Source organism: Lentzea pudingi, assembly GCF_014646255.1.
In the GTDB taxonomy this organism is placed as follows: domain Bacteria; phylum Actinomycetota; class Actinomycetes; order Mycobacteriales; family Pseudonocardiaceae; genus Lentzea; species Lentzea pudingi.
This window is the reverse complement of the sequence record NZ_BMNC01000009.1, coordinates 158,718-171,425: the sequence shown is the minus strand read 5'-3', so window position 1 is coordinate 171,425 and position 12,708 is coordinate 158,718. Positions and strand designations below refer to the sequence as shown.

Genomic DNA, 12,708 nt, shown 5'->3' with positions numbered 1-12,708 from the left:
GCCAGGAATGGGAACCTGCCTCAGTTCGAGACGCTGCCGTTACCGAAACGTTATCGAGTGGGCCGCAACCCCCGCCGATCCTGCTCCGAATGCCCGACATAAGGTCGTGAGCATGAGCAAGCGTTTTGTGGCGTTGGGGGACTCGTTCACCGAGGGCGTGGGCGATGAAGACGCTGGTCGTCCGAATGGTGTGCGGGGCTGGGCGGATCGCGTCGCCGACGTGCTGGGGGCGATGGACCCCGAGTTCGCCTACGCCAACCTGGCGGTGCGGGGCCGGTTGCTGCCTCAGGTGCTGGGGGAGCAGCTCGACCGCGCGCTCGAGATGAAGCCCGACCTCGTGTCGCTCTACGCGGGCGGCAACGACCTCATGCGGCCCAAAGTGGACATCGACGCGTTGATGCGCCGGTATCGCGCGGCCGTCGCACGGCTCGTGTCCGCGGGCGCGCGCGTAATCCTCTTCACCGGCGTTGACGGTGGGGACGACCCGGTGTTCCGCAAGATGCGTGGTCGCGTGGCCATCTACAACGAACACGTGCGCGCGATCGCTCATGACCACTCGTGCGTGCTGGTCGACATGTGGAACATGCGTCAGCTTCGTGACCGTCGCATGTGGTCGGCCGACCGGTTGCACCTGAACTCGCTCGGTCACACCGAGGTCGCCATCTCGACGCTGGAAGGCCTGGGGGTCGATCACGCGCTGGAGCGGACCCTGCTCGGCGTCGCGCCGCTGCAGGACCGTCGCGTCCGGCGGGCGGAGGACTGGAAGTGGGCGCGTGAGCACGTCGTGCCGTGGGTGATGCGCCGGGTGCGCGGTGAGTCGTCCGGTGACGTGATCCGTCCGCGCCGTCCGGAGCTGCTGCCACCGTCATAGGTAGAACGTGTTCCTTCAGGCGGCGTTCCTTAACGACGTGACCACGCTTTAGTGACGGGGTTGCGCACGATTCTTTGCATGTAGAACGCGTTCTAGAAGTTGCTTGGGTCTGGATGGATGCAGACCCCTAGCGTTCGTTCGCATGCGTCGCAGGACCGCACTGGTCGCACTCACGATCTGCGCGTTGCTCGCCGGATGCGGAAGCAGGCTCACCGACGAGCAACGGGCAGCCCTCGTCGTGCCGCAGGGAGGGTCGGCCGGCACCCAGGACAGCGCGGTGACCGGCGAGGACGGTGCGGTGTCCGAGGGCACCGCGCAGCAGCCGGGCGCCGCGAACCCGCAGCAGCCGGACAAGCAGCCGAACCCGCCCGGCAGCATCGCGGGCGGCTGCCGGGGCACCGGCGGCGCCACGGACAAGGGCGTCACGGCCGGCGAGATCACGATCGCCAACATCTCCGACATCAGCGGCCCGGTGCCCGGCCTCTTCCAGTCCGCCCAGCAGGCGACCAAGGCGTTCGTCGAGTACTTCAACGCCACCCAGGGCTCGGTCTGCGGCCGCAAGCTCAAGCTCGTCTCGTTCGACTCCCGCACCGACAGCGGCGGCGACCAGCAGGCCACCTCCCAGGCCTGCGAACAGGCCTTCGCGCTGGTCGGCTCGATGTCGGCGTTCGACCAGGGCGGTGGACCGGCCGCCACCGGGTGTGGCATCCCCGACCTGCGCGCCTCGACCGTCACCGCCCAGCGCCAGCGCACCCCCGTGAGCTTCGGCGCCGCGTCGAACGTCGTGAACCTCGTGTCGTCCGCGGGCCCGGACCTGGTCAAGTCGAGCTTCCCGGGCGCGATCGGCAACGCCGCGTACATGTACCTCAACGCCGACGCGAGCGCGCAGAACGCCCGCAGCATGCAGAAGGCGGCCGAGGCGCGCGGCATCAGGTTCGTGTACTCGCAGGCCATCGACATCGCGGACGTCAACTACGCGCCGTACGTGGCGAAGCTGAAGGAGACCGGCACCAAGATCGTCTACTGGATCGGCTCGGCGCAGTACGCGGTGCGGCTGCAGCAGGCGATGCGGCAGCAGGGGTACACACCGGAGGCGTTCATCACCGACCCGTCCGCCTACGACCCGGCCTACGTCCGGCAGGGCGGCGCGGCGGTCGACGGCACCGTCGTCTACACGAACGGAGCTCTGTTCGAGGAGTCGAACGCCCAGGTGGCCCTGTACAAGCAGTGGCTCGGGCGGGTGGCTCCCGGCGCGGCGCCCTCGTACTTCGGGATGTTCGCGTGGGCGGCGGCCCGGTTGTTCGTGACCACGGCGGCGAAGGTCGGGCCGCAGCTGACGCGCAAGGCGATGCTCGACGCCGTGCGACAGGTGCACGACTTCACGGCCGAGGGGATGGTCGCGCCGCAGGACGTCGGCGGGAAGCGGACCTCGGCCTGCATGACGCTGGTGAAGTTGAGGGGCGGGACGTGGTCGCGGCTCGCGCCGGCCTCGGGGTACTCGTGCGGGTCGTTGATCGACACGGGGGTGGGCGGATGACGTACCCGGTCCTCCGGCTCGCCGCCGGGGATGGGCGGTCGTGCGCCGCTCCCGGCCTCGCCGCCAGGGGTGCGCGGACGCCCGCGGGGAGAGGCGCATGACAGCCCTCCTCGCCTACACCATCTTCGGCCTCGTCACGGGCGGCGCGTACGCCGTCGTCGCCGGGGGCCTCGTGCTGACCTACAGCACCTCCAAGGTGTTCAACGTCGGCCACGGCGCGATCGGCATGGTCATGGCGTTCCTCTACTGGGAGCTCGCCGAGAACCGCGGCCTGCCGCAGTGGCTCGCGCTGCTGCTCGTGGTCGGCGTGTGCGCGCCGTTGTTCGGTCTGGTGGTCGAGCGGTTCATCATGCGCAGGCTCGCGGGCGCGCCGGTCGGGATCACGCTGGTGGCCGGGGTCGGTGTGCTGGTCGGGCTGATCGGGGTGGCGCAGGTGGTCTGGCCGCCGCAGGCACGTCCGGTGCGGCCGTTCCTCGACCAGCTGGGCGTCCACATCGGACAGTCGTTCGTCAGCGGGCACGACCTGGTGACGCTGGTCTGCGCGGTGCTCGTCGCGGGCGGGCTGTACGTGGTGCTGAACCGGACGCGGACCGGGCTCGCGATGCGGGCCTGTGTCGACGCGCCCGAACTGGCCTCGTTGTACGGCACGCGGCCCGCCCGGCTCTCGGCGCTGAGCTGGGCCATCGGGTCGGCTCTGGCGGCGCTGGGCGGGATCCTGCTGACGCCGGTGGTGCAGCTCGACTACGTGACGATGACGCTGCTCGTGATCACCGCGTACACCGCGGCGCTGGTCGGGCGGCTGCGGAGTCTGCCGTGGACGTTCGCCGGGGCGCTCGGGCTCGGGCTGGTGCAGTCGTACGCGGTGGCCTACCTGCCGTCGTCGCCGTTCTGGATCTCGTTCCGGGCGGCGATCCCGGCGCTGCTGCTGTTCGTGGTGCTGCTCGCGATGCCGCAGTCGCCGCTGCGGATCGGTGGTGTCAGGGGAACCCGTGGCCTCGCCGTGCCGAACGGGCTGACCACGGGTGTGGGCGCCGGGCTGTTCCTCGGTGTGGTCGCGGTGCTGGCGTTGCTGGTGGACTCGGTGGTGGCCGGACAGCTCGCGCTGGCGCTGGTGTTCGGGATCGTGCTGCTGTCGATGGTGCTGCTCACCGGGTACGGCGGGGTGGTGTCGCTGGGGCAGTTCACGTTCGTCGGGGTGGGCGCGGTGACGGTGGCGCGGCTCGGCAGCCCGTCGCCCCTGACGCTGCTGGTCGGGGCCGGGGTCGCGGCGGTGGTCGGGGCGCTGATCGCGTTGACGGCGTTGCGGGTCAGCGGGCTGTACCTGGCGCTGGCGACGCTGGGGTTCGCGCAGCTCATGGACAAGCTCGTGCTGCAGTCGCCGATCGCGTTCGGGGTGCGGGGCAGTCTGCAGGTGCCGAGGCTGGTCGAGTCGGCGACCGGGCAGCTGCTGCTGGCGGCGGGCACGTTCACGCTCGTCGGGATCGGGGTGCTCGCGATCCGGCGGGGCCGGCTCGGGCGGCGGATGATCGCGGTCAAGGACAGCTCGGCGGCGTGCGCGACACTCGGGCTGAACGTGCGCTGGATCCGGGTCTGGGTGTTCTCGCTGTCGGCGGCGATCGCCGGGCTGGCGGGAGGGTTGTTCGCACAGCTGCGGGAAACCGTGGCGGCGAGCGACTTCCAGCTCTTCAACAACCTGCCGTTGCTGCTGTTCGCGGTGATCGCGGGTGTGACGTCGGTGTCCGGCGCGTTGCTCGGCGGGGTGCTGCTGATGCTGCTTCCCGTGCTGCAGAGCGGGTTCCCGGCGTTCGCGGGTGTCGCGGTCGTGCTGCTCGGCGTCGCGGCGGCCGGCCTCGCACGGGATCCGAACGGGCTGGTCAGCTGGGGTTTCCGGGCCTGGTCCTGGCGGCGCGCATGAGCACGTTGCGGGTGGAGGGCGTGACGGTCCGCTTCGGCGAGGTGACCGCGGTCGACGACGTGACGCTCACCGTCGAACCCGGCGTCACCGGGCTGATCGGGCCCAACGGCGCGGGCAAGACGACGTTGTTCGACGTGATCAGCGGGCTGCGCAAGCCGACCGCCGGACGGGTGGTGCTCGACGATCTCGACATCACCGCCAAGGGACCGCACCAGCGGTCCAGGCTCGGCGTCGCGCGGACGTTCCAGCGGCTCGAGGTGTTCGGGTCGCTGACGGTCTGGGAGAACGTCGTGGTGGCGCTGGAAAGCCGGCGCCGGTCCGTGAAGCTCGCCGACGAACTGCTCGGCCGCGTCGGGATCGCGGACTTCGCGGGCAACCAGGCCGACACCGTGCCCACGGGCGCCGCACGGCTGCTGGAACTGGCCCGCGCGCTCGCCACCGACCCGTCGCTGCTGCTGCTCGACGAACCGTCGTCCGGCCTCGACCGCGCCGAGACCGACGCGTTCGGCGAGCTGCTGCGGCAGCTGAGCGCGGAGGGCCGCTCGGTCGTGCTGGTCGAGCACGACATGGACCTGGTGATGGGGTACTGCGACCGCGTGCACGTGCTGAACCTGGGACGGCTGCTGGTCTCCGGCACGCCCGACGCTGTCCGTGCGCACGAGGGAGTCCGGGAGGCGTACCTCGGATGATCGACCTGAAGGACGTCCACGCCGGCTACGGCCGCATCGAGGTGCTGCGCGGGGTCTCGCTGAACGTGCCGCGCGGCACCGTCACCGCGTTGCTCGGCCCGAACGGCGCCGGCAAGTCGACGCTGGTCAAGGTCCTCAGTGGACAGATCAGGGCCACCTCCGGCCACGTCCACCTCGGCGGCGTGCACGTCAACGACGCCGCGCCCGACGAGCTCGCCCGCGCCGGCCTGTGCGTGATCCCGGAGGGCCGCGCGATCTTCCCGAACCTGACCGTCGCGGAGAACCTGAGGCTCATGCGCGGTGACGCCGGTGTCGTCTACGACCGCTTCCCGAAGCTCGGGGCACGGCAGAAGCAGCTCGCGGGCTCGATGTCCGGCGGCGAGCAGCAGATGCTCGCGTTCTCCCGCGCGCTGATCACCGACCCGGCCGTGCTCGTGATCGACGAGCTCTCGATGGGCCTCGCCCCGGTCATCGTCGCCGAGCTGTACGAGGTCGTGGGGGAGCTGGCGCGGTCCGGCGTCACGATGCTGATCGTCGAGCAGTTCGCCGAGACCGCCTCGGCCGTCGCCGACCAGGTCGTCGTCATGACGCACGGCGAGATCTCGGCGGACGACGACCTGGCCACCGTCTACTTCGGAGGGACGTCATGAGGTACGCGCTCGTCCTGCTGCTCCTCCTGCTGTCCCCGGCACCCGCGAGGGCTGCGGACATCGGAGGCTTCACGCTGACCGCCCGCGCCGCGCCGGTGTCGGTGCTGCTGCACACCGACCTGATCCCGGTGCCGGCCGAACCGCAGGGCGAGGTGCACCTCTCCTACACCCAGACCGAACTGGGCTCCGGCCCGATCGGCCGCTCGCTCGCCAGCTCGCTGTGGCCGGGCGCGGCCGTCGGCACCGGCCTGCCGCAGCTGCTCGGGTTCCCCTACCCGGTGCAGGCCGGCGCGGCGCACCCCGGCGGCCCGGCCGACCAGCAGCAGCCTGGGATGCGCGCCGCGGCCGGTGCCGCGAAGGCCGAGTCCCACGCGGGCGCGAAGCAGGAGGTGCCGTTCCTGCTGACCGCCGACGGCCTGTCGTCCAGCAGCGTCAGCTCGGTCGGCGCCACGGAGGTCAGGTCGGTGGCCGTCACGTCCGCGCAGACGATCTCGGTGCTGGCGGGGCTGGTCGTGATGTCGGGCGTGAAGTTCGAGTCCGTCGCCGTGAGCGACGGCGGCAAGGGCAGCGGCACCAGCACGTTCTCGGTCGCCGAGTTCACCGTGCTGGGCCAGAGGTTCCCGGTCAAGGCCCCGGACGCGCCACCGCACGGCTTGCTGAAGGCGTTGGAACCACTGGGAGTCACCCTCGCCTGGCCCACGGCCACGACGAAGCTCGAAGGCGCGGCGGCGACATCGAGCAGTCGCGGCCTCACCCTGACCGTCGACGTGCTGGCGTTGCGCACGAAGCTCGGCCTCGGCGGCATCCTGGACGGCATCGTGGCCCCGCTGCTGCCCAAGGAACTCGTGCCGCTGCTCAACCCGCTGCGCAAGATGGTCGTGGTCGTCGGCGACACCGAGGCCGCCGCAAACGCTTCCGCCGCAGCACCCCTGACCCCGCCCGACGCACCGGCCCCGGTCGCCCCCGTGCCCCCGGTCGCCGACGCGCCACCACCCGCACCGGGCGGTGTGCCTCCGGTCGCGGGCGTGACCCCGCCGTCGAAGTCCGTCACCCCGGTCGCCTCGGCCCGCGCCAAACCCCGTTCGCTGCTCGACTTCCCCGGCGTACCGGCACTGCTGGTGCTCACCGGCCTCGGGGTGGCCGCGGCGGGAGCGTTCGGCATGAGGTCGTTCGGCACGTTCCTGCTGGGCGGCGCCCCCTGTCCCTCCGGGCACCCCACCGGTGTCCCCGACCTGCGGGTGAACCCATGACGATCCAGGACCGGCGCCGCGCCAGGATGCGCAGCGGACTCGGCCTCGCGGGCACGATGCTGATGACCGCGGGCATCGCGGCGATCCTGTTCGCCTGGTGGGGTGTCGCGCACACCGGCTACACGTTCGAGCAGATCCCGTACGTCGTGTCGGGCGGGATCCTGGGCGTCGGGCTGATCGGGGTCGGTGGGTTTCTGTACTTCGGGTCGTGGCTGACGAAGCTGCTGGAGGAGCAGCGGCAGACGACCTATGCGCTGTTGCAGTTGCTGGAGGAGCGGGATCGGGAACGGGTGGAGCGCACCAGCGTGCTGTGAGGGCGCAGGCGCGACGACCGTCCCGTGAGGACCGCGTTGGAGCCAATTGGACGCGATACGCGGTATGCGTTGCCTGAATGTCCGGATCGAGACCGGAAGTGGCCGTGAGGCGAGCGATGTCGTGACCATCCATCTGCTCGCAGCGCAAGCAGGCGCCTCCCGGTCGCGGTACCGGTTTCTCCCACGTCAACGACTTCCGTCAGTGGTCACCTGACAACAGTGTCAAGTGGACCGAGCGTGAGAGCGTTCCCTCGCAACGTCCTGACGAGCGCGAACGATGTCCGGTTCATCCCCTTGAACAGGTGGTTTAGACCAGTTAACGTGCCTGCCATCACGTTCCCCTGCACGTGAACGGAGCACCATGAAGAAGTTTCGCTGGCAGATCCTGACCCTCGGTCTGGCGATAGCCACTGTGGTCGGAGGCGTTGTCGCCGCGCCCGCGAGTGGCGCATCGGGCGTGACGGCGGCGTTCACCAAGACCTCGGACTGGGGCAGCGGTTACGAGGCCAAGTACACGATCTCCAACAGCGGCGGGTCCGCGCTCACGTCGTGGACCGTCGAGTTCACGCTCCCGGGCGGGCAGTCGATCGCGTCGCTGTGGGACGGCAGCTACGGGGCGAACGGTCAGAACATCACCGTCCGCAACACCTGGAACGGCAGTGTTCCCGTCGGCGGCTCGGTGAGCTTCGGCTTCACCGTCAAGGGCTCCGGCGCGACCCCGTCGAACTGCAAGGTCAACGGTGGTTCGTGCGACGGCACCGGCAACCCGCCGACGACGACCACGACCACCACCACGACGACGACGTCGAACCCGCCGTTGCCCGGCAACGGCCGCGGCGCGCCCTACCTCTACCTGGGCTGGGGCAACCCGCAAAGCGCCACCGACGTCATGCGCCAGACCGGCGTCAAGTGGTTCACCCTCGCGTTCATCCTGTCGAGCGGTGGCTGCACCCCGTCGTGGGACGGCCAGCGTCCGCTGACCGGTGGCGCCGACCAGCAGACGATCAACGCGATCCGCGCGGCCGGTGGTGACATCGTGCCGTCGTTCGGTGGCTGGAGCGGCAACAAGCTCGGCCCGAACTGCTCGACCCCCGAGGCGCTGGCCGGTGCGTACCAGCAGGTCATCGACGCCTACGGGCTCAAGGCGATCGACATCGACATCGAGAACACCGACGAGTTCGAGAACGCCGTCGTGCAGGACCGGATCATCACGGCTCTGAAGATCGTCAAGCAGAACAACCCCGGTGTCCAGACGATCGTCACCTTCGGCACCTCGACCACCGGCCCGAACTTCTACGGCAACCGGCTGATCGACCAGGCCAAGGCGCTGAACGCGAACATCGACGTGTTCACGCTCATGCCGTTCGACTTCGGCAGCTCCAACATCCGCCAGGACACCATCGGCGCGGCCACGGGGCTGAAGGACAAGCTCAAGTCGACCTTCGGCTGGAGCGACGCCGAGGCGTTCAAGCACGTCGGCATCTCGGGCATGAACGGCCTGTCGGACCAGCGGGAGCTGACCACGGTCGACGACTGGACCGCGATCCGCGACTGGTCGAAGTCCAACGGCCTCGGGCGACTGGCCTTCTGGTCGGTCAACCGCGACCGCGGCGGCTGCGACGGCCAGGTGTCCGCGAGCTGCTCCGGCATCGAGCAGGCCGAGCTCGCCTTCACGAAGATCACCGCCGGCTTCTGATCACAACGAGTTCCTGATCGACTACAAGCCGTCAGCGCCATTTAATCGGTGGCGCTGGCGGCTTACTCTTGTGCCATGCGACGACGACATTGATCTTCAACTGATCTATCCCGAACCGCGACGGCGTGGGCGTGGTGTTCGCACCTGGTCCCGATCTACGCGCTGTACGCGTTGCTCTTCGCCGACAGCGGGCTGTCGGACGCCTCCATCTCGGTGCTGCTCGCGATCTGGTCGCTGACCTCGGTCGTGTTCGAAGTGCCGTCGGGTGCGCTGGCGGACCGGTTCTCGCGGCGGAGCTGCCTGGTCGCTTCCGGTGTGCTGCAGGCACTCGGGCACGCGGCCTGGGTGCTGTTCCCGTCGTTCTGGGGATTCGCGGCCGGGTTCGTGCTGTGGGGTCTCGGCGGCACGCTGCAGTCCGGCTCGTTCGAGGCCCTCGTCTACGACGGGCTCGCGGCCAACGGCGACGAGGACCAGTACGGGCGCCTCAACGCGCGCGTCGACACCATCGAGCTGATCTCGCAGGTGCCGGTCGCCGTCGTCGCCACCGTGCTGTTCTCCCACGGCGGTTACGAGCTGGCGGGCTGGGTGTCCGTCGCGGTGTTGCTGGCGTCGTCCGTGATCGCGCTGCGGTTCCCCGAACCGGAACGCGGTGACGAGGACGACGACGAACTCGGCTACCTCGCGACGTTGAAGACCGGCCTGCGGGCGTCCATCCCGATCAGGCGCGCTGTGCTGGCAGTGGCCCTGGTGTACGCGATCGACGCGTTCGAGGAGTACTTCACGCTGCTGGCGCAGGACTGGCACGTGCCGACGGTGTGGGTGCCGATGGCGACGATCGGGGTGCCGCTGATGGGCGCCGCCGGTGCCTCGCTCGGCGGGCGGCTGCCGTTCCGGGGCTGGGTGCTGTTCGCCTCGGGCGTGCTGCTGATCGCGGCGGCGTGGCTGGCGGTTCCGGCGGCGATCGTCCTGCTGGGACTGTTCTACGGCCTGTACCGATTCGTGCTGGTGCACGTGGAGACCGAGCTCCAGCACCGGATCGAGTCCGACGCGCGTGCGACCGTCACGTCCGTGGCCGCGATCGGCTCGGAGTTCGTGGCGTTCGCGATCTACGGACTGTGGGTGCTGGGCTCGGCCGTCGCCATCGGCGTGATGGTTCTCGTGGTGGCGCTGGTGATCTGGCGCCGTCAGTGAGGCAGGGCGCGCTTCGGGCGGCGTTCGTCGGTGGACTCGCGGTACTCCTCGATCGCGAGCGCCACGTCGAACGCCGTCCGCGTCTTCTCCAGCGCCGGCAGGTAGTGCACGCCACGGGCCAGCGCGTCGAGGTCGACGCTGAAGTACACGCCCATCAACGGGTTCACGAACAGCTCGCTGCCCTCGGTGCGCGTGGTGAACCGCACGTTGCCGAACTCGCCTCGGAGAGACGCCGCGATCTGGCCGTTCACGATGCTGGGCGACAACGGGGTCGCGTCCTGCGCCTGCTGGACGGCGGTCGTGTAGGCGCGGGCCTCGAAGCTGTCCGACGGGATCGACAACGCGCCGAGGTATGCGCCCTGCTTGTCCAGCGCCGCCAGGTTCTCCAGCACGTGCGCGTGGCACACGCCGTGGTGCGCGTCGATGCCGAACCCGAGGCTGGTGACGATCTTCACGACACCGTCGACGCCTGCCACGGCGGCGAGGCTCGTCATGTCCTCGGTCGGCGTGCCGAGGTGCTGCTCGTCGCCGCGCAGCAGGATGTCCGTGCCGCCGTCCACGAGCACGACCGCGTCGATGGAATGCTTCTCGATGATCGTCCGGTACGCGCTGCGCAACGGCCGCACGCCCGTTCGCGGGAACGCGTAGACCGTGTCGCCGAGGAACCGGGCGAGCTCGCGTTCGGGGAAGTAGGCGTCCTCGCCGGAGGTCTCCGGTTCGACGGCGGCGAGCCCCGGCTCGATCCACGCGTCGAGGTCGAGGCGTTCGAGGTCGCTGAAGCTGAGGCTCGCGTAGTGCACGAGCTTGCCCTCGTTCCGCAGCGCGACGCCGAGCGGGATGCCCGCGAACACGTCGAAGCCGCCGCCCGCCCCGGCGATCAGGACGTTCCGTGCTTTGTGGAGTCTGGTGAAGAGCGGCGGCTTGGCAAGGCTGAACACACCCTCGACCCTAGCTTTTCGACGTCCTCGGGGCTGCCGACTTTCACGAGCAGCCGGTCGGGTTCGTGCGCGAGGCCCTCGTCCAGTTCGTTCGCCAGCACGCCGATCCTGGGGTGCGCCGCCTGGTCGCGGTACCGGCGCACGTGCTCGGTCTGGCCGGCGAACACGAACAGCCCGTCGTCGTGCTCCGCCGCCAGGTCGGCGATCTCGGGCGAGCGCGTGCAGGCGTGCCAGACGTACGGCCGGTCCGGCCACAGGGCCCTGAGCCGCTCGTAGTTCTCGATCGTGAGCGGCAGGCCGTACTCGATCTCCTCGCCGAACCAGCCGAACACCTTCGCGGTGTTGCCCCTGCCCAGGACCAGGTCCGTGCGGCCGGGGGCGAGCAGGGCGAGCGTCGCGTACTCGGCGGCGAGCCGGGCCGGGTCGTTCGTGGTGATGAGCGTGGTGGCGGTGGAGAGCCGCAGCGTCGTCCTCGCCGCGATGTGGGCGAGGAGCGTGGTGGGGGAGGAGGAGTTGTACGGCGGGTTGTGGTGCTCGCCGACCGCGAAGACGTCCAGGCCCGCCTCGCCGGCCGCGACCGCCAGGGCGACGATGCCGGCCGGGTCGAGGTCACCCGCCGTGAACACGCCGATCTGCACGGTGCCCAGTGTCCTCCACGAACGCTGTGAGGAGGCGCGGTGCCGCCGCCTGGCCTATTCCATCGGCGCGGGCGTAACGCCAGGATCTTCCGAACAGATCACACTGCACAAGCTGGACATCCGCGGAGGCCGCCGTGCTAGTCGTACAGATCTTCCTGCCACTGGCGCTGGGACTCGTGATGTTCGGACTCGGACTCACCCTCACCGTCGACGACTTCGCCAGGGTCGCGAAGTACCCCAAGGCCGCGGTCATCGCGCTCGTCTGCCAGGTGGTCGTCCTGCCCGCGATCTGCCTCGGGCTGGTGCTCGCGTTCGGACTGAAAGGCGTGCTCGCGGTCGGCATGATGCTGCTCGTCGCGTCGCCGGGCGGCACGTCGGCCAACCTCTTCAGCCACCTCGCGGGCGGTGACGTCGCGCTCAACATCACGCTCACCGCGATCAACTCTGTGCTCGCGGTCTTCACGTTGCCGCTGGTGGTCGGCCTGAGCATGGCGCACTTCATGGCGGACAGCGCCGAGGTCGGGTTGCAACCGGCGAAGTTCGTGCAGGTGTTCGCGATCGTGCTGGTGCCGGTGGCGATCGGCATGCTGGTACGCCGCAGGTTCGAGGCGTGGGCGTTGAAGATGAACGACCCGGTGCGCATCGCGTCTGTCGTGGTGCTCGTGCTCGTCATCATCGCCGCGATCGCGCAGGCCTACGAGGACCTGATCGCCAACATCGGCACGCTCGGCCCGGTGGCGTTGCTGCTGAGCATCTTCAGCCTGCTGATCGGCTACTACGTGCCCAGGTTGTTCAACGTCGAGCGCAAGCAGGCCATCGCGAGCGCGATGGAGATCGGCATCCACAACGCGACCATCGCGATCACCCTGGCGCTGACCGTGCTGAACGACGAGACGATGGCGATCCCGCCCGCCGTGTACGGCGTGCTGATGTACCTGCCGGCGGCGGTGGCGGCACGGTTGTTGTCGCGCAACAAGGCCGCGGTCTAAAGCGCTTGCGGACGCGGTTAGGTTGAGCGT

General features: G+C 69.8%; 12 protein-coding genes. 10 read left to right on the top strand and 2 right to left on the bottom strand.

Annotated elements, in window-relative coordinates; translation table 11 throughout:
- The first annotated feature begins 112 nt into the window (after window positions 1-112).
- The 9 genes from IEY88_RS28710 (at window position 113) to IEY88_RS28670 (ending at window position 10,113) form a co-directional block, all read left to right on the top strand.
- Window positions 113-871, top strand: coding sequence for an SGNH/GDSL hydrolase family protein (locus IEY88_RS28710; RefSeq protein WP_189157992.1), 759 nt, complete (start codon window positions 113-115; stop codon window positions 869-871).
- Window positions 872-1,013: 142 nt separating this feature from the next.
- Complete coding sequence (locus IEY88_RS28705; protein ID WP_189157991.1) at window positions 1,014-2,408, top strand: ABC transporter substrate-binding protein; 1,395 nt, start codon at window positions 1,014-1,016, stop codon at window positions 2,406-2,408.
- A gap of 97 nt (window positions 2,409-2,505) precedes the next feature.
- Window positions 2,506-4,323: an ABC transporter permease gene (locus IEY88_RS28700; protein ID WP_189157990.1), complete on the top strand. Its 1,818-nt coding sequence runs from the start codon at window positions 2,506-2,508 to the stop codon at window positions 4,321-4,323.
- Window positions 4,320-5,012 (top strand): ABC transporter ATP-binding protein, encoded by a 693-nt coding sequence (locus IEY88_RS28695; RefSeq protein WP_189157989.1) that lies wholly within the window; start codon window positions 4,320-4,322, stop codon window positions 5,010-5,012. The genes IEY88_RS28700 and IEY88_RS28695 overlap by 4 nt, the downstream gene beginning before the upstream one ends.
- On the top strand, window positions 5,009-5,662 hold the full coding sequence (locus IEY88_RS28690; RefSeq protein ID WP_189157988.1) for an ABC transporter ATP-binding protein: 654 nt from the start codon (window positions 5,009-5,011) through the stop codon (window positions 5,660-5,662). The genes IEY88_RS28695 and IEY88_RS28690 overlap by 4 nt, the downstream gene beginning before the upstream one ends.
- Complete coding sequence (locus IEY88_RS28685) at window positions 5,659-6,912, top strand: choice-of-anchor P family protein (protein ID WP_189157987.1); 1,254 nt, start codon at window positions 5,659-5,661, stop codon at window positions 6,910-6,912. The genes IEY88_RS28690 and IEY88_RS28685 overlap by 4 nt, the downstream gene beginning before the upstream one ends.
- Window positions 6,909-7,226, top strand: a complete 318-nt coding sequence (locus IEY88_RS28680) for a hypothetical protein (protein ID WP_189157986.1) — start codon at window positions 6,909-6,911, stop codon at window positions 7,224-7,226. The genes IEY88_RS28685 and IEY88_RS28680 overlap by 4 nt, the downstream gene beginning before the upstream one ends.
- Window positions 7,227-7,587: 361 nt before the next feature.
- Entirely contained in the window at window positions 7,588-8,922 is a 1,335-nt protein-coding gene (locus IEY88_RS28675) for a cellulose binding domain-containing protein (protein WP_189157985.1), read from the top strand.
- A gap of 171 nt (window positions 8,923-9,093) precedes the next feature.
- The gene (locus IEY88_RS28670) at window positions 9,094-10,113 is read left to right on the top strand and encodes an MFS transporter (RefSeq protein WP_229693851.1); all 1,020 of its coding nucleotides are present in this window, start codon (window positions 9,094-9,096) and stop codon (window positions 10,111-10,113) included.
- On the opposite strand, the gene IEY88_RS28665 is transcribed toward IEY88_RS28670, so the two are convergent.
- Window positions 10,107-11,051, bottom strand: coding sequence for a DUF1152 domain-containing protein (locus IEY88_RS28665; RefSeq protein ID WP_189157984.1), 945 nt, complete (start codon window positions 11,049-11,051; stop codon window positions 10,107-10,109). The two genes, IEY88_RS28670 and IEY88_RS28665, sit on opposite strands and share 7 nt — an antisense overlap.
- The gene (locus IEY88_RS28660) at window positions 10,991-11,689 is read right to left on the bottom strand and encodes an LLM class flavin-dependent oxidoreductase (RefSeq protein WP_189157983.1); all 699 of its coding nucleotides are present in this window, start codon (window positions 11,687-11,689) and stop codon (window positions 10,991-10,993) included. The genes IEY88_RS28665 and IEY88_RS28660 overlap by 61 nt, the downstream gene beginning before the upstream one ends.
- A 134-nt stretch (window positions 11,690-11,823) precedes the next feature.
- Here IEY88_RS28660 and IEY88_RS28655 point away from each other — a divergent pair, with 134 nt between their 5' ends.
- Window positions 11,824-12,678, top strand: a complete 855-nt coding sequence (locus IEY88_RS28655; protein WP_229693850.1) for a bile acid:sodium symporter family protein — start codon at window positions 11,824-11,826, stop codon at window positions 12,676-12,678.
- Window positions 12,679-12,708: the final 30 nt, after the last annotated feature.

Coding starts and splice junctions, on each gene's coding strand:
- IEY88_RS28690 (WP_189157988.1), top strand. CDS start 5,009: ATGATCGACCTGAAGGACGTCCACGCCGGCTACGGCCGCATCGAGGTG.
- IEY88_RS28680 (WP_189157986.1), top strand. CDS start 6,909: ATGACGATCCAGGACCGGCGCCGCGCCAGGATGCGCAGCGGACTCGGC.
- IEY88_RS28710 (WP_189157992.1), top strand. CDS start 113: ATGAGCAAGCGTTTTGTGGCGTTGGGGGACTCGTTCACCGAGGGCGTG.
- IEY88_RS28695 (WP_189157989.1), top strand. CDS start 4,320: ATGAGCACGTTGCGGGTGGAGGGCGTGACGGTCCGCTTCGGCGAGGTG.
- IEY88_RS28705 (WP_189157991.1), top strand. CDS start 1,014: ATGCGTCGCAGGACCGCACTGGTCGCACTCACGATCTGCGCGTTGCTC.
- IEY88_RS28675 (WP_189157985.1), top strand. CDS start 7,588: ATGAAGAAGTTTCGCTGGCAGATCCTGACCCTCGGTCTGGCGATAGCC.
- IEY88_RS28685 (WP_189157987.1), top strand. CDS start 5,659: ATGAGGTACGCGCTCGTCCTGCTGCTCCTCCTGCTGTCCCCGGCACCC.
- IEY88_RS28700 (WP_189157990.1), top strand. CDS start 2,506: ATGACAGCCCTCCTCGCCTACACCATCTTCGGCCTCGTCACGGGCGGC.